General features: G+C 56.7%; 22 protein-coding genes and 1 tRNA gene. 7 read left to right on the top strand and 16 right to left on the bottom strand.

Annotated features, from left to right (window positions below; genetic code table 11):
* The first annotated feature begins 4 nt into the window (after positions 1-4).
* The 7 genes from lolB (at position 5) to ychF (ending at position 5,139) form a co-directional block, all read left to right on the top strand.
* The gene (lolB, locus tag B3729_RS10945) at positions 5-616 is read left to right on the top strand and encodes a lipoprotein insertase outer membrane protein LolB (RefSeq protein WP_286787914.1); all 612 of its coding nucleotides are present in this window, start codon (positions 5-7) and stop codon (positions 614-616) included.
* Positions 613-1,461, top strand: coding sequence for a 4-(cytidine 5'-diphospho)-2-C-methyl-D-erythritol kinase (gene ispE / locus B3729_RS10940; RefSeq protein ID WP_286787884.1), 849 nt, complete (start codon positions 613-615; stop codon positions 1,459-1,461). Before lolB ends, ispE begins: the two co-directional genes overlap by 4 nt.
* A gap of 31 nt (positions 1,462-1,492) precedes the next feature.
* Positions 1,493-1,567: transfer RNA gene (locus B3729_RS10935), tRNA-Gln, on the top strand.
* Between the two features lie 44 nt (positions 1,568-1,611).
* On the top strand, positions 1,612-2,553 hold the full coding sequence (locus tag B3729_RS10930) for a ribose-phosphate pyrophosphokinase (protein WP_019364854.1): 942 nt from the start codon (positions 1,612-1,614) through the stop codon (positions 2,551-2,553).
* Positions 2,554-2,660: 107 nt separating this feature from the next.
* Positions 2,661-3,278: a 50S ribosomal protein L25/general stress protein Ctc gene (locus B3729_RS10925; protein ID WP_010795623.1), complete on the top strand. Its 618-nt coding sequence runs from the start codon at positions 2,661-2,663 to the stop codon at positions 3,276-3,278.
* A 152-nt stretch (positions 3,279-3,430) separates the two neighbouring features.
* Positions 3,431-4,015 (top strand): aminoacyl-tRNA hydrolase, encoded by a 585-nt coding sequence (pth, locus tag B3729_RS10920; RefSeq protein ID WP_010795624.1) that lies wholly within the window; start codon positions 3,431-3,433, stop codon positions 4,013-4,015.
* Positions 4,016-4,038: 23 nt separating this feature from the next.
* Entirely contained in the window at positions 4,039-5,139 is a 1,101-nt protein-coding gene (gene ychF / locus B3729_RS10915; protein WP_010795625.1) for a redox-regulated ATPase YchF, read from the top strand.
* A 79-nt stretch (positions 5,140-5,218) separates the two neighbouring features.
* On the opposite strand, the gene B3729_RS10910 is transcribed toward ychF, so the two are convergent.
* The 16 genes from B3729_RS10910 to B3729_RS10835 form a co-directional block, all read right to left on the bottom strand.
* Positions 5,219-5,395, bottom strand: coding sequence for a hypothetical protein (locus B3729_RS10910; RefSeq protein WP_286787883.1), 177 nt, complete (start codon positions 5,393-5,395; stop codon positions 5,219-5,221).
* A 246-nt stretch (positions 5,396-5,641) separates the two neighbouring features.
* Positions 5,642-6,421, bottom strand: a complete 780-nt coding sequence (locus B3729_RS10905; protein WP_010795628.1) for a type IV pili methyl-accepting chemotaxis transducer N-terminal domain-containing protein — start codon at positions 6,419-6,421, stop codon at positions 5,642-5,644.
* A 303-nt stretch (positions 6,422-6,724) separates the two neighbouring features.
* Positions 6,725-6,964, bottom strand: a complete 240-nt coding sequence (locus B3729_RS10900; protein ID WP_074822326.1) for a hypothetical protein — start codon at positions 6,962-6,964, stop codon at positions 6,725-6,727.
* A gap of 155 nt (positions 6,965-7,119) precedes the next feature.
* Positions 7,120-8,142, bottom strand: a complete 1,023-nt coding sequence (locus B3729_RS10895) for an ABC transporter permease (protein WP_286787882.1) — start codon at positions 8,140-8,142, stop codon at positions 7,120-7,122.
* A 101-nt stretch (positions 8,143-8,243) separates the two neighbouring features.
* A complete protein-coding gene (locus B3729_RS10890) occupies positions 8,244-9,812 on the bottom strand; it encodes a sugar ABC transporter ATP-binding protein (protein ID WP_376749650.1) in 1,569 nt (522 codons plus the stop codon).
* A 62-nt stretch (positions 9,813-9,874) separates the two neighbouring features.
* Positions 9,875-10,786 (bottom strand): sugar ABC transporter substrate-binding protein, encoded by a 912-nt coding sequence (locus B3729_RS10885; protein WP_286787881.1) that lies wholly within the window; start codon positions 10,784-10,786, stop codon positions 9,875-9,877.
* Positions 10,787-11,175: 389 nt separating this feature from the next.
* Positions 11,176-11,397 carry a carbohydrate porin gene (locus tag B3729_RS10880; RefSeq protein ID WP_286787880.1) on the bottom strand — a complete coding sequence of 74 codons (222 nt, stop codon included), beginning with the start codon at positions 11,395-11,397 and terminating at the stop codon, positions 11,176-11,178.
* A gap of 316 nt (positions 11,398-11,713) precedes the next feature.
* A complete protein-coding gene (locus B3729_RS10875; RefSeq protein ID WP_286787879.1) occupies positions 11,714-12,649 on the bottom strand; it encodes a sugar ABC transporter substrate-binding protein in 936 nt (311 codons plus the stop codon).
* A gap of 100 nt (positions 12,650-12,749) precedes the next feature.
* A complete protein-coding gene (locus B3729_RS10870) occupies positions 12,750-12,875 on the bottom strand; it encodes a hypothetical protein (RefSeq protein ID WP_019364843.1) in 126 nt (41 codons plus the stop codon).
* Between the two features lie 224 nt (positions 12,876-13,099).
* Positions 13,100-14,122 carry a Gfo/Idh/MocA family protein gene (locus B3729_RS10865; RefSeq protein ID WP_286787878.1) on the bottom strand — a complete coding sequence of 341 codons (1,023 nt, stop codon included), beginning with the start codon at positions 14,120-14,122 and terminating at the stop codon, positions 13,100-13,102.
* 140 nt (positions 14,123-14,262) lie between these two features.
* Positions 14,263-15,120 carry a sugar phosphate isomerase/epimerase family protein gene (locus B3729_RS10860; protein ID WP_122041734.1) on the bottom strand — a complete coding sequence of 286 codons (858 nt, stop codon included), beginning with the start codon at positions 15,118-15,120 and terminating at the stop codon, positions 14,263-14,265.
* A 66-nt stretch (positions 15,121-15,186) separates the two neighbouring features.
* Positions 15,187-16,197, bottom strand: coding sequence for a Gfo/Idh/MocA family protein (locus tag B3729_RS10855; RefSeq protein WP_286787877.1), 1,011 nt, complete (start codon positions 16,195-16,197; stop codon positions 15,187-15,189).
* 95 nt (positions 16,198-16,292) lie between these two features.
* Positions 16,293-18,230, bottom strand: coding sequence for a 3D-(3,5/4)-trihydroxycyclohexane-1,2-dione acylhydrolase (decyclizing) (gene iolD / locus B3729_RS10850; RefSeq protein ID WP_286787876.1), 1,938 nt, complete (start codon positions 18,228-18,230; stop codon positions 16,293-16,295).
* Positions 18,231-18,320: 90 nt separating this feature from the next.
* The gene (locus tag B3729_RS10845; protein WP_286787875.1) at positions 18,321-19,163 is read right to left on the bottom strand and encodes a TIM barrel protein; all 843 of its coding nucleotides are present in this window, start codon (positions 19,161-19,163) and stop codon (positions 18,321-18,323) included.
* Positions 19,164-19,213: 50 nt separating this feature from the next.
* Positions 19,214-20,716 (bottom strand): CoA-acylating methylmalonate-semialdehyde dehydrogenase, encoded by a 1,503-nt coding sequence (locus B3729_RS10840; RefSeq protein WP_286787874.1) that lies wholly within the window; start codon positions 20,714-20,716, stop codon positions 19,214-19,216.
* A 76-nt stretch (positions 20,717-20,792) separates the two neighbouring features.
* On the bottom strand, positions 20,793-22,259 hold the full coding sequence (locus B3729_RS10835) for a sugar porter family MFS transporter (RefSeq protein WP_286787873.1): 1,467 nt from the start codon (positions 22,257-22,259) through the stop codon (positions 20,793-20,795).
* Between the last annotated feature and the right edge of the window lie 11 nt (positions 22,260-22,270).

The raw sequence follows: 22,270 nt of genomic DNA, 5'->3' as shown, positions 1-22,270 counted from the left end.
CAATATCCGCTTTATCCTCATAACGGCATTTCTGGCATTCCTGGCCGGGTGCGCGGGTCAAGTGCCCCATGAAACGGTCGAAGGGCATGGCAACAGCGCGGCCTGGAAGGCTCACAAGGCACGCATTACGACGCTGGACGGTTGGCAGATCAACGGCAAGGTAGGTATCCGTGCTCCCAATGATTCCGGCAGTGGCACCCTATTCTGGCTTCAGCGGCAAGGGTATTTCGATATACGCCTGTCAGGACCTCTAGGCCGTGGCGCAGCCCGTCTGACGGGACGCCCAGACGACGTTACGCTGGAGGTAGCCAATCAGGGGCGTTACCACGCAGACTCCCCCGAGGCGCTTCTTGAGCAGCAGCTCGGCTGGCGCTTACCCGTTTCCCATTTGCTCTGGTGGGTGCGTGGACTTCCAGCTCCAGACAGCCGCAGCCAACTTACACTGGACGGCGACAGTCACCTGTCCCGCCTCTTCCAGGACGGCTGGACCGTGGAGTACACCCGCTACACCGAACAGAATGGCTATAGCCTGCCCGAGCGCTTGAAGATCAAAGGTCAGGACCTCGATGTGACACTGGTTATCAAGGACTGGCAGCCACGCCAGCTAGGCCAATGAAAGACGTGTTGACCTTACCGGCCCCAGCCAAGCTGAACCTTTTCCTTCATATCCTGGGTCGGCGCGACGACGGCTACCACGAGTTGCAGACACTGTTTCAGTTCGTGGACTATGCCGATGAGCTCAAGTTTGCGCTGCGTGATGACGGTCAGATCCGGTTGCATACCGTCCTTCCCGGTGTTGAACATGATTCCAACCTGATCGTTCGTGCCGCTCGGCTTCTCCAACAGACAACTCATTGCTCTCTCGGAGCGGATATCTGGCTGGATAAGCGGCTGCCCATGGGCGGTGGTATCGGAGGCGGCAGCTCGAATGCAGCGACTACCCTGCTCGGGCTGAATTACCTCTGGAAGCTCAACGTCAGCGAAGAGGCACTGGCAGAGCTTGGCCTTACCCTTGGCGCGGACGTTCCGGTATTCGTGCGAGGCAAGGCAGCCTGGGCGGAAGGGATTGGTGAGCGACTGACGCCGGTAGAGATAGAAGAGCCCTGGTATCTGGTGGCTGTTCCGCAAGTGTCTGTAAGTACAGCAGAAATTTTTAACGATCCCCTGTTGACACGTGACACGCATCCCAGTAAAGTTCGCCCCGTTCTCGAGTGGGGCGGTCGAAACGATTGCCAGAGCGTGGTAGAAAAGCGTTATCCAGAAATACGTAACGCTTTGATCTTGCTAAACAAATTTGTTTCAGCTAGATTAACCGGCACTGGTAGTTGCATATTTGGGGGGTTCCCAAGTCAGACCGAAGCTGTTAAAGTTGCGGACCAACTTCCAGCTACCCTGCCAAGCTTCGTAGCTAAAGGAAGCAACACTTCAATGTTGCACCGTAAACTGGGAAGTTTGTTCTGAGAAACAGATACAACTGTATCTGAAACGTCACAGGGGCGTCGCCAAGCGGTAAGGCAGCAGGTTTTGATCCTGCCATGCGTTGGTTCGAATCCAGCCGCCCCTGCCATTTCCTTTTCATCAGGTCCACCCTCAGCCGGCAGGTACTGCAGCGTGTCCAAGATGATGGTCTTTACGGGGAACGCTAACCCCGATCTGGCACGGCGCATTGTGCGTCAGCTGCACATTCCTCTAGGTGATGTTTCCGTCGGTAAATTCTCCGATGGCGAAATCAGCGTCGAGATCAACGAAAACGTTCGTGGTAAGGACGTCTTCCTGATTCAGCCGACCTGTGCACCTACGAACGATAATCTGATGGAACTGGTCGTGATGGCTGATGCCTTCCGTCGTTCCTCAGCTACCCGAATCACTGCTGTTATCCCCTACTTCGGCTATGCACGTCAGGATCGCCGCCCGCGCTCCGCACGCGTTGCTATTAGCGCTAAAGTAGTGGCTGACATGCTTACCGTTGTCGGTGTCAACCGAGTTCTGACTGTCGATCTTCATGCCGACCAGATTCAGGGTTTCTTTGACATTCCCGTTGATAACATCTATGGCTCCCCCGCTCTGGTTGACGATATCGAAGACCAGCGTTTCGAGAACCTGATGATTGTTTCTCCCGACATTGGTGGTGTAGTTCGCGCACGCGCCGTGGCTAAAAGCCTGGGCGTAGATCTTGCGATCATCGACAAACGCCGTCCGAAAGCCAACCAGTCCGAAGTGATGCATATCATTGGCGACATCGAAGGCCGCACCTGCGTGCTAGTCGACGACATGGTTGATACAGCCGGTACACTTTGCCATGCCGCCAAGGCTCTGAAAGAGCATGGTGCATCCAAGGTATTGGCGTATTGCACGCACCCCGTGCTTTCCGGACGCGCAATCGAGAACATCAACACTTCCGTTCTTGATGAGCTTGTCGTTACCAACACCATTCCGCTTTCTGCTGCTGCGCAAGCCTGCACTCGTATCCGCCAGTTGGACATTGCTCCAGTGGTAGCCGAAGCTGTGCGTCGTATCAGCAATGAGGAATCCATCAGCGCCATGTTCCGTTAAGAACTGGTGTTGGTATAACGGCCCCGCATCATGCGGGGCTTTTTAGTCAATGGTCTGATCGCTGGTCGCAAGTGACTCAGGCAATTGTCTTTTTTAGGAGACTACAAATGGTCGACTTTACTCTGAATGCCCAAGCGCGTTCCGACCTGGGGAAAGGTGCGAGCCGCCGCCTGCGTCGTAATGCCGAACAAGTTCCTGCCGTAATTTACGGCGGTGAAAAAGCGCCTGTATCCGTTACGCTGGAAGGCAAGGATCTGGCCAAGCTGTTGAACAACGAGGCTGCTTTCAGCCACGTAATCAACCTGAACGTTGACGGCCAGAACGAAAGCGTTCTGATCAAGGCACTGCAGCGTCACCCTGCCAAGGGCTACGTTATGCATGCTGACTTCCTGCGTGTAGTGGCTGGCCAAAAGCTGACCGCAACCGTTCCGCTGCACTTCATCAATCAGGAAGCTGCCATTGGCGTTAAGCAAGGCGGCGGTGAAGTTTCGCACAACGTGAACGAAGTAGAAGTCTCTTGCCTGCCAAAAGACCTGCCTGAGTTCATCGAAGTCGACATGTCCAAGGTCGAGCTGAACCAGATTGTTCACATGAGCGACCTGAAGCTGCCGGCTGGCGTTGAGCTGGTATCCCTGGCTCATGGCAGCGACCTGCCAGTAGCAAGCATCCACCTGTCCCGCGTCCAGGCTCCGGCTGAGGGCGAAGGCGAAGGTTCTGCTGAGTAAGGCATTGCCTAAGGCTTGTTGAGGAGAAGGTAACGCCTCTACAGCAGACTATTATGAGCGCATCGCCCTGATGCGCTTCTCGATAGGGTTACTCTGTCTGTATAGTCGCTGCCTTAACCTCATAGACAAACTTAGGAAGAAGGGCTCCCGTTATGACTGCCGTACAACTGATCGTTGGCTTGGGTAATCCAGGCGCTGAATACGAACAGACGCGGCATAATGCGGGGGCCCTTTTTGTTGAACGTCTTGCTGCTCAACATCATGTCAATCTAGTCGCTGATCGCAAGTATCATGGCCTGACGGGCCGATTTACACATGACGGCCATGATGTTCGCCTCTTGATTCCTACGACCTACATGAACCGTAGCGGCCAAGCGGTTGCGGCGCTTGCAGGTTTTTACCGTATTCCTGTGGAATCCATTCTGGTCGCCCACGATGAGTTGGATATGCCGCCGGGTGTTGCCAAGTTGAAAAAAGGTGGTGGGCACGGTGGTCATAACGGCTTGCGCGATATCATTGCCCAATTGGGCAACCAAAACGGTTTTCATCGCCTACGGCTTGGCATTGGCCATCCGGGGCATAGCAGTCTAGTCTCCGGCTACGTATTGGGCCGCGCGCCACGTGCCGAACAGGAACTGCTGGATACCAGTATCGATTTTGCCCTCGGCGTGCTGCCGGACATTCTGGCCGGGGATTGGACCCGTGCCATGCAGCGCTTGCATAGCCAGAAGGCCTAACCTACTCCGCGAGGGACAATTTCATGGGATTTAACTGTGGCATCGTCGGCTTGCCCAACGTTGGCAAGTCCACTCTATTCAACGCCCTCACCAAGTCCGGCATTGCTGCAGAAAACTTTCCGTTCTGCACCATCGAGCCGAACAGCGGCATAGTGCCAATGCCTGATGCTCGACTCAATGCACTGGCCGAGATCGTCAAGCCCGAGCGCGTAATCCCTACAACCATGGAGTTCGTGGATATCGCCGGTCTGGTAGAAGGCGCATCCAAAGGCGAAGGCCTTGGAAACAAGTTCCTGGCCAACATCCGCGAAACTGATGCCATTGCTCATGTGGTTCGCTGCTTTGAAGACGAAAACGTTATTCACGTAGCCAACTCCGTTGACCCCAAGCGAGACATTGAGGTCATTGACCTTGAGCTGATCTTTGCGGACCTGGAAAGCTGTGAGAAGCAATTGCAGCGAGTGGTTCGCAACGCCAAGGGCGGCGATAAGGAGGCAGTAGCTCAAAAAGCACTTCTTGAAAAGCTGATTCCTCATTTCGAAGCAGGAAAGCCTGCGCGCAGCCTGTTGAAGGACATGGATGACGAACAGAAGCGCATGGTACGCGGCTTTCATCTGCTGACCAGCAAGCCGGTCATGTATATCGCCAACGTGGCTGAAGACGGATTCGAAAACAATCCTCATCTGGATATCGTCAAAGGCATTGCTGCCGAAGAAGGCGCAATTGTTGTTCCGGTATGCAACAAAATCGAAGCTGAAATTGCCGAGCTGGATGATGGTGAGGAAAAGGACATGTTCCTTGAGTCGCTAGGCTTGGAAGAGCCCGGCCTGAACCGCGTAATCCGCGCTGGCTATGAACTGCTGAATCTACAGACCTATTTCACTGCCGGAGTGAAGGAAGTTCGTGCCTGGACGGTCAAGGTAGGTGCTACCGCGCCACAGGCAGCTGCCGTGATTCACACTGACTTTGAGAAAGGCTTCATCCGCGCCGAAGTGGTCGCCTATGACGACTTTATTCAGTACAAGGGTGAAAATGGCGCGAAGGAAGCAGGCAAATGGCGCCTGGAAGGTAAGGATTATATCGTCAAGGATGGCGACGTCATGCACTTCCGCTTCAACGTCTGATCTGCTCAGCGGACCTGCGATGCAGGTCCGCCCCCCTTCCCTTCTACCTGCACATGCTCAAGACAGCAGCAACTTACGTCTACTGGTTGACTGGCAAAGCCGCATGCAGTTGAGTCAGCTCGTTGACCTTGTCGTATAGCTTGTCGGTACTGGTAGCCATGGTGGTAGGCACAAACTGGTTAGGCTGGGAAAAACCAGCGACCATAGTGGTAAATTTCCACTGCGCCTTAACCTTGCATAAGGCAACAGCAGTCACTTGATTTGGCGTTCCTGCTTGCCAAATAGTGCTTCAAAGTCTCTTACCAATGCCTCGAATGCTCTTTCCAGATCAGGCACAGTTGCTCATAACGACTCCATCACGACAAGCTCACTTCAGCTCTTTTACAGAAGTGCTGCGTTAATCTTTCAGGAATAAATAAAGGTAGCGTGAGCAAAATGGAGGACGAAGCAATAAGGACCATTCTGCCGGTACGAGCAGAATGGCCCTCAGCATAGGTATCGGTCAGTTGCCGGCAGATAGCCCTGCGTACAGCCGTGTCAGCTCGTTCATCTGCTTGAACAGCGTATCGGCACTGGAGGCCATTGCTGTGGGGACATAGTTGTCGGGAGTGGTTAGATCTACCGCCGTACGGGTGAATTTCCACTGAGCTTCGGCTTTACGCAGCGAAGTGGCAATTTCAGGGTTGGGCGTGCCCGCGGTATTGAGTTCTGTCATGACGGTATCGAACTCACCGACGGACTTGTCAAACGCCTCGTCCAGCCCGGGCGCCTGCACACCCCAGTTCTTGGCCATGTACAGCATGGCGATCCGCTGGCTTAGCACTCGGTTCCAGCCACTACGGTTCACCAGACGGGAAGACTCACCACCGTTGTTCTTTGCGACGAGATCCGTCAGCTTTTGGCACTGATCCAGGAGCTGATCACTGACGCCCAGCATGGCGACGGCCTGATCCTTGTCAGGATTAGCCTGAACCAACTGCTTGTATTCCTGCCAAGTCTTCTCTATCTCGCTGAGCTTGCTGCGAATTTCAGTATTCGGTGCGAACTCGACAAGCAATTTGTGATGGTTGTCGAACAGTGTAACAGTGTCCTTGAGCTGCTTGGCTGCAACGTCTACGCGAACACCGGACCCCATCATCAGGTAATCCTTGGCCATGCGTTGGCCCAGCGTGCGCTGAAGGCCAGCCATGTTCATCGCTTCTTCAGGGGTAATGGCCGCCCAGCAAGAGGCACTAACAAGACTGACGCCCAAAACGGCTACACGCAAAAAATCCTTTAGCATTTACTTCTCCAAAAGGGCCATTCGCTGGCCAGGCAAAGCGGGGCCTTTTTTAGAAACAGCAAGGCGCCGCGAATAGTTAAGCTCCGCGGTTATCGATTTAATTAGTGCGGGATTTGGTATGAAGGCGAATTGTCATGACAGCTGATGTCATAACGCCATCGAATCATGAGGTCGCTATTGTAGCGTCTTGAAAAGTCAATAGGACGTTTTTACTAGGACATAATGTCGCCCCTGCCCAGAAGCGTGACAGCGACAGCACCTCCGCTGGAACAAGGGCACATTGGAAGCAGGCCGCTTACATGATCAACCGCTAACCCGCAAAGGACCGCCAACCGGAACGTACTCAACAGGTGTCTCACCTGGGAGGTCTTGGACAGGGTCGTCCTGGTAGCCAAACCCTTCCTCCTTCAGGTTGATTGAATGTGTGCTGTGTTCTCGGGCACTCGTATCGCTCAGTTTGGTAAACAGGCGATCATCATCCTGCAAGGTGAAGCGGTCTCCTGGGCAAAGCTGTGCGAAAGTAATCGTGGCGGCGGTACTCATCAAGCAGTCTCCTTATAACCGTTGAAGTCTCTTATGAATGGAGAGTTTCCGGTCGATCAAGGTTCCGAACAGCGACCGGAACTGACTTGCAGAGCACACATTGCAGAATAAAAAAGGCTCGCCTGGAAACGGCGAGCCAAGACGTGGGAAGCTGTTTAGCGCTTGGCCTTGCGCTTATTTCGGTATTGGTCGATGACAACGGCCACCACAATGATGATGCCCTTGATGATGTCCTGGATGTAAGCGTCGACCCCGAGGAAGGTAAAGCCGCTGGCCATGACGCCCAGAATCAGGGCGCCGATGACCGTTCCAGTAATACGCCCTACGCCGCCCGCCAGGCTGGTACCGCCAATCACGGCGGCGGCAATCGCATCCAACTCGTAGGACATACCCATCCCCGCCTGACCTGTAGCGGCTCGGGCCGAGGCAACGACACCAGCGAGGCCTGCTAGAAGGCCGGCGATGCTATAGACGATGATCAAATGGCGCTTGACGTTGATGCCCGAGATGCGAGCCGCCTGCATGTTGCCGCCAATGGCATAGGTGTACTTACCGTATTTGGTATACCGCAGGGCGATATGAAAGATGACAGCCACGACCAGAAAGATGATGACCGGCATGGCACCGCTGCCAATGGCGGTGTACGAGTCGGACAGCATGCTGATGGGCTGACCTTCGGTGTAATAACGCGCCAGACCGCGGGCCGACACCATCATGCCCAGCGTGGCGATGAAAGGAGGAATGCCGGTAGCGGCAATAATGCTTCCGTTAATGACGCCGGCCAGCAGTCCCACGCCTAATCCGGCCATGATCGGCACCCAGACCGGCATGTCGGTCAATGAAGGGAAGACCGCGCGGCCAAAATCAGACGTTTGCGCCAGACTAGCCGCAACCATTGCGGAAAGCGCAAGCACAGAGCCTGAAGACAGATCGATTCCTGTGGTAATAATGATCTGGGTAACGCCAATGGCCAGAAGACCGATGATGGAAACCTGGAGAATCATCAGCACCAGGCGTTGAGAGTTCATGAGAAAGCTCTGATCACGCATGACCCAGCCGAACAGCTCGAACACCAGGCCAATACCCAATAGTACGAGCAGAATACCCACTTCAGTAGGAATACGCCGCCTGGTCTTCCTGGGTACCTCAGCTGTTTTGTTTTCAGTGATAGCATTCATAGTGATTTCCTCTTCTCCTGCTTTCGCCCAGGCGAACGTGCCCGCTGACTACTGCCAGGCCGCTATGCGTATCGATATGCGGAGAAAACCTCCGCCCCTACTCAGTGAATCGCTCTGATTCCGGATGCGTGATGCATGATCCGTTCTTGCGTGGCCTCGTCGCGGTCGAGCACGCCAGTCACCTCCCCTTCATGCATGACCAGGATGCGATCGCTCATGCCGAGCACTTCAGGCAGTTCAGACGAGATCATGATGACAGCCATGCCTTCACTGGCCAGCAGAGAGATCAGCCGGTAGATCTCAGCCTTGGCACCCACGTCGATCCCTCGCGTCGGCTCATCTAGAATGAGGACACGTGGGTTGGTCATCAGCCACCGTGCCAGCAACGCTTTTTGCTGATTACCGCCGGACAGGTTGGCAATGCACTGCTCCAGCGAAGGCGTCTTGACGCGCAGCTTCCTGCACATGTCTTCGCAGAGGTCGCGCAGTGGTTTTTGCTGGACGAAACCGCTACCGCTGTAATTGGGCAGGACCGCGACCTCCATATTCTCCAGAACCGAAAGGCATGGAAAAATGCCGGTGTCCTTCCGGTCCTCGGTCAGGAGCGCCAGGCCTTTCTGAATCGCCAGACAGGGGTCGCTCATGGTGATCCTTTCACCGTCCAGGTAGATTTCCCCGCTGGTGGCTGGCGTGACACCAAACAGGGTTTCGGCTACGTTGGTACGCCCCGACCCCATAAGGCCGGCGATGCCAAGGATTTCACCCGCACGCAGGTCGAACGATACGTCTTTGAAGATACCGTCCAGGGACAGGTTGCGTACCGAGAGCATGACCTTGTCGGTCGGAGCGGTACGTTCGGGAAACAGCTGAGTCAGCTCACGGCCTACCATCATGGAGATCAGGCTGTCGCCATCCATGCTTTCCGCACGCTGCAGGCCGATGTAGGAACCATCCCGGAAGACCGCGACCTCATCGGCAATCTGGAAAACTTCATCCATCTTGTGCGTGATATAGATGATGCCCTTTCCCTGCGCCTTAAGGTCAGCAATGATCGAGAACAGGTGAGCCACTTCTTTTTCGGTGATAGCTGAGGTGGGCTCGTCCATGATGAGGATATCGGAGTCGTAGGAGACCGCCTTGGCAATCTCGACCATTTGCCGGCCAGCAATGCTGAGGTTGCCGACCGGCTCTTCAGGATCGAGATCAATCCGCAGGCGCGCCAGCAGCGCTTCGGTATTACGGTGCATGGCACCATGATCGACCATGTGCAGGGCGTTGAGCGGTTCACGGCCCAACCAGATGTTTTCAGCAATGGTCATGTGGGGCATCAGGTTGAGCTCCTGATGGATCATGGCGATGCCTGACTGCAGGGCGGCCAGCGGCGTTTCGAACGTCACGGGCTTGCCACGCAGGCGAATCTCGCCACTGTCGGGCTGATGAATTCCTGCAATGATCTTCATGAGGGTGGATTTACCCGCCCCGTTTTCTCCCATCAGCGCCAACACGGTGCCTGGACGAACACGGAGCTGCACATCGGATAGAGCCACAACGCCTGGAAAGCCTTTGCTGACGTTCAGGATTTCTAGCAGGTACTCCGTACCCATGGGGTCGGCTTCGTAATTGATCTGTTTGTAGGTTGAGGGCGTTACAGCAGTAGTTGAGCCGAGCATCTTATTCTTCTCCTCGGAACGTTCGTGAGCGCCAGCTGAAGCAGGGCGCTGGCGTCTGATCGTTATTTACTCTGGAATTGCTGATAGTTCTCGGGGGTAACCAGCTGCACCGGAACCCAGATGTCGCCTTGCAGGTTTTCCTTGTTGACGAGGCGGACGGCGGCATCTACCGAGCCGGCCCCGATACCGACGGTATCGCGGTACACCGTTACACTCAGCAGTCCGCGCTTGATGGCAGCCAGGCCGTCGGCCGTGCCGTCGACACCGCCTACCATGACGTCCTTGCGACCGGCCTGACGCAGTGCCATGGCTGCACCGATACCCATCTCATCGTTATTGGCCGCAATAGCATCGATCGGCTTGCCGGACAGGAGCCAATTGCTCATCAGGTCCATGCCCTTGTCACGTTCCCAGTTGGCGGATTGCTCTTCTACCACCTTGATATCGGGGTATTTAGCCAGAACATCCTTCACCCCAGTCGTGCGCTTGCGCGTATCGTCATGGGCCAGTCGGCCAAGGATGATAGCGAGGTTTCCCTTGCCGCCCATCTTTTCGGCGAGATACTCCATTTGCATCTGGCCAATGCGCTGCTCATCCGTGCCTACAAACACGACACCTGCCGGGAAACTGTCTACCTCAGGGCGGCTGTTGAGATAAACCAGCGGGATACCCGCCTGGGTAACGCGCTCAGTGATCTTGCGGGTCGCGGCTGTATCAGCCGGGTTGACGATGATGGCATCAACTTTCTGACTGATGAAGTTTTCAACCTGCCCTAGCTGACGCACTACATCACCACCCGCATCCTCAAGTTGCAGAGAGGCGCCACCGGGTATCTCTTTGGCACGCGCCTGCATGGCCTGAACAAGGTAGGCGATGTAGTTATCGTACTGTGCGACCGCCACACCGATTTTCATATCGGGCCAGGCCAGCGGAGAGATAAGCAGGCAGAACAGCAAACCCAGACAGCGCTTCATGGTGGCTCCTTAAGCCCTGTGCACCGGCATCATGCTGGCATCGAAAAAGGCAAACCCCGTCGAGGCAGAGCACCGAGCCGGAACGGTTCTGTTCGGAGTGCGACGTGAGCAGGACGAAGGGCCATGCTGGTTGCACGATAGGACATGTGCGCTGAGCACGCTGAGGCTCGAAGCGAGTACGCGACGGTCTACGGCTGGTAGACCGCTCGGAGTCGTCCTGTAAGGAAGAGAGGGTTTCATCGACAGTACCTGTTTGTTTTTGTTGGTGTGCGCGCCTCCTGCAGAGGAGGCGCGTTACAGTCGTCAACCTTGGATCAGAATCTACTAGAATAAATTTTCCATTGCAACGTGATTTCCGAATTTATTTTTCATTATATAAATAACCCGCTCTACCATAAGCGTTCCAGCTGAACACCTATATGAGCGCTGTGCCGGTCAGCGCTAAAGACACCTGTGCTCGATAATGCTGAGCCGGGTGCCAGAGGATCAGCAGCCCGTTGCGCACCACGGCTCCAGACGGCGTAGGTCACGTAGAAATGCAACTCAGGACGGGCCTTGCGAAAGGTGGGGCCATTAGGCGACCAGATAGGCGCAACGGTCAGTCCATACATGGTGCGCCTGCCAATGGAATACCACTGCTACGTGCCATCGAGACTGCGTTTGTCACGCGGATATATCATCTGGAACTGGCTGCCAAAGCACTGGGCTACCTGCCAGTCGAAAAACTCAACCACCCGGAAACTGGCGCTGCCCTTGTTATAATCCGTCGGTCCTATAGGCCCTAGCGCCACACCCGGCTCCGTACTGGACTGCCAAGGTGTTGCCGCTGCCCCACCCTATGCACAGCAGCAAAAGCGAGTCCATGGTGCGTACTGGAATCAGTGAGCGAGTAGCGCCGCAGAACGCGGCGCAAAAGACGGTGTTGCGTTAGTGCTTGATGCGGCTCTGGAACGAATCCACATTCTCGGGCGTGATCAGCTCATAGGGAATCCAAACGTTTTGCTCAACCGGCTCCTTTTTTGCCAGCTTTACGGCTGCTTCCACAGCGCCATCAGCCTGCCCTTTGGCATCCTGAAAGACAGAGGCTGCCAGCATGCCGCGCTTGACCGCAGCTAGACCATCCGGCGTGCCGTCAACGCCTCCGATCAATACCGAGCCCTTTGCCTTGCCGGCCTGCTGTAGCGCCATGGCCGCGCCAATTGCCATTTCATCGTTGTTGGACGAAACCGCATCGAACTCCTTACCTGACAGGAGCCAGTTGCTCATCAGGTCCATGCCCTTGTCACGCATGTAATTGGCCGTCTGCTCTTCTACTACTTTGATCTCGGGATACTTGGCCAGAACCTCCTTTACCCCCTTGGTGCGGTTATGCGTGGAGTTGTTGGCCAGATCGCCCAGCATGATGACCAGATTCCCCTTACCGCCCATTTTATCGGCCAGGTACTGCATCTGCAGGCGTCCGGCTTCCAGGTCGTTGGATGTCACTGTAACCACGCCTTTTGGCAGGTTTTCCTCATCCGGGCGGCGATTGACATACACCAGCGGAATCCCGGCTTTCGTCGCCGCCTCGGTGATATTACGGGTAGCTGCAGTATCGACCGGGTTGACGATAATGGCGTCGACCTTCTGGCTTACAAAGCTTTGTACCTGGTTGAGCTGCTTGACCACATCGCTGCGGGCGTCCTCGAATTGCAACTGAACGCCTTCATCCTTGGCTTTCCTGGCCATCGACTCGCGCAGGTACGTCAGCCAGTTGTCGTCAAACTGCGCCATGCTGACCCCGACCTTGATATCGGCTGCCATAGTGGTTGTAGCCATGAACAGCGACAGGGCTGCGGCGGCGATTCGTTTGCTTATCTGCATGATGAATGACTCCAGATATTGTGAGTGTTATGGGTGGAAGTGCATCACGATCAAGCAGAGCCCCAGGGCGGGACTCCCCTTTCTTACGAACAGGAACGCGTCATTCTTGGCGATTACCCAGGCAAGCCAGAAGGCAGCAGGAACCAGTCAGGTAAAAGACCGGGTAGGAAAAGCGAGGCGGCGCGGCCAGAAAGGCCGCTTGAGCGCAGAGAGGATTATCGTTCATTGACGGCACCTTTTTGTTTTTATCGGCCTGCCCGTACAAGCCCTGTACGGGTCGTGAAATCGTCAATCTGATTCAGACTGTATTGGAATTTAATTTCCAAAGCAACAGCATATAGAATTATCTTTTTTTATCGCAACAGTGGCAGAAAATGGCAGTTTGCAGGCGTTGTAAAGCCGGGAAGCAATTCTCGGCTCCAGGCTTCTATAAGGATGAGAACGAGATGATCAGCCCAGCGTAATGACTTGCCCCTGCTGCGCACTACGACGGGCGGCATCAAGGATGCGTGTGGTTTCCAGGGCGTCTTCCAACGAAACAGGCAGTTCGCCTTTTCCGCTCAGGGCAGCTGCCAGGTGCTCATAGAAGAGGTCCCAGCGGCCCCGCTCGGAGGGCACCAGCTCACGCTCTTCGCCATGCTGCATCCAGCCCCAGCGCAGGTGGTCCTCAACGCCCCAGCGGTCCCGCTCGGTCTTGGGTGAACGTCCCGCCAGGAGTGCCTGATCCTGCCCATCCAGGCACTCGATCCGATAGCAGCCTTCGGTGCCGTTAACCTTGAGTCGAGGCCCTGGATTGTGCTGAATCGTACTGCCCCAGAGACGCGAGATAACACCGTTTTGATGGGTAAGCGACAGGAAGAAGTCCTCATCGAGTTGCTGCTGCTGATCCATGAAACGGACCTCGGCATAGACCGAGCGTACCGATCCGAACAGCCAGAGCGCCTGATCGACCAGATGACTGCCCAGATCCCGCAATAAACCTCCACCACTGGCGTTGCCCCGAGTGCCGGATACAAAGGTTTCCACACGCGATTCGAATGTAAGGACTTCGCCCAACTTGCCTGACGTAATCATCCGGCGAGCGGTACGGATGTCCGAGTCCCAACGGCGGTTCATGTAAACCGTGAGTGGCACGCCAGATTCGCGGGCGGCTGAGATCAGTAGTTGAGCACGCGATTCGTCCAAGGCAAACGGCTTGTCGCTGACGACGGGAACACCTCTGGAGACAGCCTCCAGAATCATGCCTTCCCGGGTTTCGGGCGGCGTGGAAATTACCACAGCATCAACACCAGCATCGATCAGCTCGGCTAGCGTGTCGTAGGCGGGTACGCCGGGATAATCCTGTTGCAATTCGGCGCGGCGCTCAGGTGAACGTATCACGACACCCACCAGGGCGATAGGTGACACTGACGTGATCAGGGGCGCATGGAAAAACCGTCCGCCCTTACCATAACCCACCAAACCAACACGCATAAAACCTCCGAGCAATAACAGGCCTACCCTGTGTCCGACAACGAAGCGCGTCAGGGTCCTTTTTTAGTAGGGAAATAGCCGTTTTGCATGACGGCTGCGCAAGCCGGGAGCCTGCAAACACTCCCGGCCAGAAGGGCGTATTAGCCGAGCTCCTGCTTGACGCGCTCCAGCATGAAGCGGCTCGACTCATCGGCCCGGTCTTCAAAGCCGAAGACGGCGACGGTAGCGATACCGTCGAATTTCATTTCCCGCAACGTCGAGAAGAAGGCCTCCCAGTCCACTTCGCCTTGTCCGATATCCAAGTGCTGGTGGACGGTGGCGTTGACGCCTGGTGGGTTGACGATATAGCGCAGACCCGACGAAGCCCGATGGTTCCAGGTGTCGGCAATGATCACGTGGGTCAGTTTGTCCCCGGCGTAATGCAGCATCGAGGCGATATCGCCCTTGCCGTCATCGTAGAAAAAGGTATGTGGCGCAGCGTACAGGTAGTTCACGAAGTCTTTGTCGAGGCCACGGATCAGGTCGACCGACTCGTTGTTGCGCTCGCTGAAGTCATAAGGATGCGCCTGGATGTCGAGCTTGATGCCTTCGCGTTCGAAGATTGGCAGGAGCTCTTCCATGGACTTCATGAACTGGTTTTCGCACACCAGCGGCTGGTCCGACTGACCACTGAATTCGGTGTTCATGAGATCGCAGTCCATTTCTACGGAGATCTCGATAGCGCGCTTCCAGTTACGAACCGCTGCCTTGCGCAGCTCCTCGTCCGGTGCTGCCCAATGATAGACCGGTAGCAGCGAGGACAGCTTTACACCAGTATCGCTCAGTGCCTTTCTGAATTCACGGATCCGAGCCTTATCGACGCGTGGATACTTGTAGAACGGCAGGAAGTCGTCCCGTGGGGACAGCTCGATGTATTCGTAACCCAGCTCTGCCACCTTATCCACCATCTTGGGAATAGGCAGAAAGCGATACATGTTTGGGTCCAGACAAATACGCATGATCTGTGCTCCTCTGGCGGCCTCTTCCCCTCAGGAGGAGGCCTGTTTATTGGTTATGGTGACGACTTATTCGTAGAACGCAGGACGCTGCGGCAGGCGGATCGGCTCGATGGCGCCGCTACGCTGGGCAGCGACACAGGCATCGGCGGTCACGGCGGCGGTGTAACCATCCCATGAGGATGGACCGGTGATCTTGCCCGCCTTGATACCGTCAATGAACGCCTGCAGCTCCACGTCGTAGGCATCGATGAAACGCTGTTTCCAATCCATGAGGATTTCAGTGGACAACTTGGCACCGCTGCGCAACTGAACGGAAGCAGGCTCCGGCAACTTGGCAATGCCACGCTCGCCGACGACTTCGCACTGGATGTCGTAGCCGTACTGGCAATTGACGAAGACTTCCACGTCGATACGGGTGCCCTTGGCAGTTTCCAGCAGGACAATCTGTGGGTCCTTCAGATGAGCAAATGCCTGGGACGTCTTGCGGGGATAAATGACCTGGGCTGACACATACTGATCGTCCAGCAGCCAGCTCAAGACATTAATCTCATGGATCAGCGTGTCGACGATGGCCATCTCGGTGGTATAGGACTCGCCTACCGTCGGGTTGCGGTGCGCCGCGTGAATCATCAGCGGCTCGCCGATCTTATCGCTGTCGATCACGGCCTTGAGCGCGCGATAGCCCTGATCGTAAGGACGCATGAAACCGACCTGCACCAGCCGCTTGCCATGCTCCATCTCAGCCTCGACGATTTTCTTGCAGCCCTCTGCCGTGACGGCCAGCGGTTTTTCGCAGAAGACCGGCTTTCCGGCCGCGATGGCCGACAGCACGAACTCTTCATGGCTTGGCCCCCAGGAGGTAACCAGAATGGCGTCCACTTCCGGTGCATTGATCAGGTCGTGGCCGCTGGCATAAACCTCGGCTTCAATGCCCTGCTGCTGGACGACCTTGGCGGCCTGCTCCTGATTGATGTCGTTGACTGCCACGACTGTACTGCCCACCAGTGCATGACTGCACCGACGAATGTGATCCTGTCCGATAGCCCCTGTTCCGATTACGCCGATACGCAGTGTCATGGTCATTCTCCGTTTGGAATTCTTGTTCGAAAAACGTTGGGGTAATACCGGGCGTGATAGGCATCGCTGCACTCAACCCATCGGCGCCCTGCAAATCAGTACTGTCGCGCTTTGGCAGTGTTCTCCTTGAGCATGCGTGACACTGCCTGGACCTTCTCGCTCGTGGAGACTTCGGCACCACCGACGCGCCACCAGGAGAGGTATTTGTGAATCATGGTCTTGGGCAGGACCTTGATATCGATCAGCGTGGAGACCGTCTGCCGACGCGCATCTTCCAGCGCGGCATGAAGTTCATCCAACGTCTTCACACGGTAGGTTTTGCAGCCATAGGCGGCGGCGCTCATAGCGAAATCCACCGGGACAAAACCACCATCGAGCTTGCCGGTCTCTGGGTTGCGATAGCGGAACTCGGTACCAAAGCTGTCCATGCCGTGCTCCATCTGCAGGTTGTTGATGCAGCCGAACGTCATGTTGTCCAACAGGATCACGTTGATCTTTCGGCGCTCCTGAATGGACGTTGCCAGTTCGGAGTGAAGCATCATGTAGGAGCCATCCCCAACCAGGGCATAAACCTCTCGCTCGGGCTCGGCCATCTTCACACCCAGAGCCGCATTGATTTCATAGCCCATGCAGGAATAGCCATACTCCAGGTGGTAGGTGTTGGTGCCTTTGCTGCGCCAGGCCCGCTGCAGATCGCCCGGCAGGCTGCCGGCAGCCGCAACGATGATGTCTTCGTTGGCCAGGGTTTCATTCAGCGCGCCCAGCACGCGGCTTTGGGTCAGGCTGGAGCCGGTCAGCTCGACAAACTCTTCGAGCACGGCACGTGGCAGGTGATCGTCGATCTCGGGTACAAAGTTTTCAGTGCCGTACTCGACGTTGTAGACGCGGTCGATTTCCTCCTTGAGCCTGGCGCGGGCCTGCTGCGGTGCATCGCCCCATTGCGCCTTGTAGCCGGTACGACCCAAGGCTTCGCCTAGCGCTTCCAGCCCCACCTTCGCATCCGCAACGACCTGCACGGCATCGAGTTTGTAAGCATCGAAGGCACTGGCGTTGAGGTTGATAAACTGGACGTCCGGGTTCTGGAAAATCCACTTGGACGAGGTGGTGAAATCGGTGTAACGCGTGCCGACGCCAATGACCAGGTCGGCTTCCTTGGCCAGCATATTCGCTGCCAGGCAACCCGTCTCGCCGATTCCCCCCACGTTCAATTCATGGGCCGAGACGATGGCGCTCTTGCCCGCCTGGGTCTCGGCGAACGGGATTTCGAAGCGCTCGGCAAAGCGCTGTAGGGCTTCGGCTGCGCCGGAATACTTTACGCCACCGCCACAAATCAGCAGCGGCTTGCGCTTGCCCTGGAGCAGCGCCACGGCATCGTCCAGCATGGCCTCAGTGGCTGGGCGGCGGTCGATGCGGTGCACGCGCTTCTGGAAAAAGTAATTCGGGTAATCGTAGGCTTCGCCTTGCACGTCCTGCGGCAAGGCCAGGGTTACGGCACCGGTTTCGGCCGGGTCGGTCAGTACGCGCATGGCATTAATGGCGGCGGTCATCAGCTGTTCGGGACGCGTGATGCGATCCCAGTATTTGCTGACAGCCCGGAAGGCATCGTTGGTACTGATGGACAGATCATGGGACTGCTCGATCTGCTGTAGCACCGGATCAGGCTGACGGCTGGCGTAGACGTCCCCCGGCAGGAGCAGCACTGGAATCCGGTTGGCGGTTGCAGTGGCTGCCGCGGTGATCATGTTGGCCGCCCCCGGGCCGACCGATGAGGTGCAGGCATAGATCTGACGACGCAGCTTCTGCTTCGCATAGCCCACGGCGGCATGAACCATGCCTTGCTCATTGCGGCCCTGATGGACGATCAGATCCCCAGCGTCCTGTTCCAGTGCCTGTCCAAGCCCCAGCACGTTGCCGTGACCAAAGATGGTAAAGATGCCTTTGACGAACTTGGTTTCAACCCCATCGACGCTCACGTACTGGTTATCGAGAAACTTCACCAGCGCCTGGGCCATGGTCAGTCGTGTTGTACTCATGTTGTCACCCTTTCAATTCCACGCCTGGGGTCGAGTACAGGGCGACATGTGCCGCCCTGCCTTGCCCTTTGTTATAGGTACTGTCTCTGCTTAGGCCGCCTGCCCTTCGGCAGCGTCTACACGTGCTTTCAGGTGCTGCATGCTGGCCAGTAGTGACGGCTGGATATCCGTCAGCGCATGGACGCTTTCGGCGAACGGCTCGAACGACAGGTGGCCGTTATAGCCCAGCTTGAGCAGCTCACGGACCTGTGCGGCATTGCCCAGGATGTCGGCCTCGCCCACCAGCACGCGGTGGCCATCACGGATGGTGTTCAACGGCAGCGCACCGTCCTCCACACCCGAGATGTGCACCAGGCCGGTCATTTCAGGGAAGAACTCCTGCTCGCCTGCCAAATGATGGTGGAAGGTGTCATGCACGACACGGAACACATCGCGCCCGCCTACGGCATTGATAGCGTCTACGGCATCACGCTTGCGGCGCAGCGAGCATTCCTCAAAGCCCAGCGGCTCGACAAAGCCCAGGATGCCGTGCTCACGCAGGATAGGCGCCAGCTCGGTCAGCGCGGTATGCAGGTCACGGGCGCGTTCGGCCTCGCTACGCGGGTCTTTGGGATCATTGAGCGGGCACATGACCACACCCTCTGCGCCACAGTCGCGGGCGTAGGCGGCCAGCTTTAACGTCTGGGCACGACGCTCGTCATTCCACACATCGAAGGGATACAGCGCATTGATCGACAGCACACGGATGCCCTTCTCCTGGCACAGCTGACGTACGCGTGAAGCGGGAGTGCCATCCTCTATTTCGATGCCTTTGAGGTCGTTGCGGATCTCAATGGCATCCGCGTTAAGCGTGATAGCAAGCGAAATGAATTCTTCCAGCGGCAGGCGTGGGGCAACCATGCGGTTAAGGGCAAAACGTAAGGGCTGGCTCATCTTGTTGTTCTCCAGGATTCGATAAACGCAGTGCTGGTTTGGGGTATGGGTTATTTGGCAGTCGGCATGCTGAACTCGGCACCCTTGGCGATGCTATCGGGCCAGCGCTGCATGACGCTCTTGTAGCGGGTATAGAAACGGATGCCTTCTTCGCCATAGGCGTGGTGGTCGCCAAACAGGGAGCGCTTCCAGCCGCCAAAGGAATGCCAGGCCATGGGGACGGGAATCGGTACGTTGATACCGACCATGCCCACCTGGATGGAGCGGGCAAACGCGCGGGCGACGCCACCGTCGGTGGTAAAGCAGGACACGCCATTGCCAAATTCATGGGCATTGATCAGCTCGACGGCCGAGGCAAAGTCCGGCACGCGCACGATGCCCAGCACCGGACCAAAGATCTCGTCCTTGTAGATGGTCATCTCGGGCTTGACCTGGTCGAACAGGGTTGCGCCAACAAAGAAGCCATTCTCGGCACCCGGCACCTTGAAGTTGCGACCGTCAACGATCAGTTGCGCACCTTCCTCAACACCTTTGGTGATGTACCCCTCGACCTTGGCCTTGTGCTGAGCGGTCACCAGCGGGCCCATGTCGGCGTCGCCTTCCATGCCGTTGCGGACACGGAGGCTGTCGATGCGGGGCAAAAGCTTTTCGATCAGCTTGTCGCCCACATCGCCTACGGCCACGGCGATGGAAATCGCCATGCAGCGCTCACCGGCGGAGCCGTAGCCGGCACCGATCAAGGCATCGGCCGCCTGATCCAGATCGGCATCCGGCATGACGATCATGTGATTCTTCGCGCCACCCAGAGCCTGAACACGCTTACCACGGCGGGTGCCTTCCTGATAGATGTACTCGGCAATGGGTGTGGAGCCTACAAAGGAGATGGCCTCAACGTCCGGGTGTTGCAGCAGTGCATCCACCGCTTCCTTGTCACCCTGTACGACGTTGAATACGCCATCGGGCAGGCCAGCCTGCTTGAGCAGATCCGCCATGAGCAGGCTGGCGGAAGGATCGCGCTCGGAAGGCTTGAGGATAAAGGTATTGCCGGTGGCCAATGCCATCGGAATCATCCACAGCGGCACCATGATCGGGAAGTTGAACGGTGTGATCCCGGCACAAACGCCCAGCGCCTGACGCATGTTGTAGTTGTCGATGCCACCACCGATGTTGTCGGTGAACGCTGTCTTCATCAAATGGGGCGCACCGCAGGCAAACTCGACAACCTCGATGCCGCGGGTGACTTCACCCATGGCATCGGACAGGACCTTGCCATGTTCAGACGTGATGAGCTGCGCCAGCTCCTTGTGGTGCTTGTCCAACAGCTCCTTGAACTTGAACAGGATGCGCGAACGGCGCAGAGCCGATTGTTCGGACCAGGCCGGAAACGCGGCCTTGGCGGCTGCGACAGCTTCATTCACCGTTTGGGTGGTCGCCAGGGCCACACGGGCCTTCACTTGCCCCAACGCCGGATTGAACACATCGCTGTAACGCTCGGTGCCCGCTTCTTGGACCTGACCATTGATGTAATGGCCGATGACTGTTTCTTGACTCATGTCGAACTCCTTCGGGGCCGCTCGAAGCACGGCGTAGCTAACAAAACCAATGGATCCTTACCGCGATCCGCTCTTATCAAATGGGCTTGGATGACAAGGCCTGACCGGTTTTCCGAGTACTGGCCGGCATGGGCTGGCGACGAATCTTGGTCAGCATCACGCCTTCCATTTTTTCCAGCGATACACCACGGGTTTCAGGGACGAAACGGATGACGAACCAATAGCTGAACACGCCAAAGCCTGCGAACAGCCACATTGGGAAGGCACCATTGAATGTGCTCATCAGGTAGGGATGGTCATTGATCATCGGGAACGTCTGGGTCACCAGGAAGTTGGCAATCCACATGCTGCACACGGCCACACTCATCCCCATCGAGCGCAGACGATTCGGGAAAATCTCGGAGATCAGAACCCAGGTGCCGATCCCCCAGGACAGCGCATACAGCAGCATGAACAGGAGCATCCCGAACAGCGTCAGGTAGCCGTCCTGATGGGTGTACATGGCATAGGACGTGATCAGGAGTCCGCTGACCGAGCCGATGGTGCCGTACTTCATCAGCGGAATCCGGCCAACGCGGTCGATCAACCAGGCGCCGATCAAGGTGCCCACCAACTGCATCACTCCGATCCAGATGGTCTGGAACAAGGCGGACTCGGTACTGGCGGTGACGCCTTTGAGTACCATCGGCGCGTAATACATCATCACATTCACGCCGCTGACCTGCTGAAGCATGGCCAGCATGCACCCGACAAGCAGAATCATCCCCAAGCCGGACCTGCGCAGCTCCACTTTTTGCGGGCAGCCCTGGCGGTCCTGCTTCAATGAGTCCTTGATCTCTGCCAGGAGATGCCCGGCATGCTCGGCGTTGGAAATACGTGTCAGCGTCTTCAGGGCCTTATCGTCCTGACCGACCATCACCTGCCAGCGGGGCGACTCCGGAATGGTGAATACCATGATGCAGAAGAGAATGCAGGGCACGACTTCGGAGCCGATCATCCAGCGCCAGCCGTAATCGACCAGCCACTCCGCTGCTACATCACGGGCAATCAGGTAATTCACGGTAAAGACGATCACCTGGCCGGCGACGATGGCAATCGACTGCATGCCCAGGGCGCGCCCCCGCATGCCTTTGGGCGAGACCTCGGACATATACATGGGCGAGACCGTAGCCGCCAGACCCACGGCCAACCCGCCAATCATGCGGTAGATGACAAACCAGACGAAGCTGTCGACCACCGCCGCCCCTACTGCTGAAACGGTAAACAGCACAGCGGCCAGAACGAGCGCCTTCTTACGACCCAGACAGCCGGCTACCCAGCCTGCGCTCAAGGCACCGACGACGCAGCCGATGACCACATTGGAAACCGCCCAGCCGGTCTCGGCCGCAGACAGGGAAAAATACGCACGCAGCGAGTCCACAGCGCCGGAAATGACAGCAGTGTCATACCCGAACAGAATGCCGCCTAACGCCGCCACGGCGCAGATTCTCAGCACATAACCGATGTCATGGCGATGTGCATGGGTGGAAGTAGGGATCGTCATATCGCTCGCTC

Source organism: Pseudomonas sp. UBA3149, from assembly GCF_002364655.1.
Lineage (GTDB): Bacteria > Pseudomonadota > Gammaproteobacteria > Pseudomonadales > Pseudomonadaceae > Chryseomonas > Chryseomonas luteola.
Note: the sequence above shows the minus strand (reverse complement) of the source record. Positions and strands in the feature narration are given on the sequence as shown.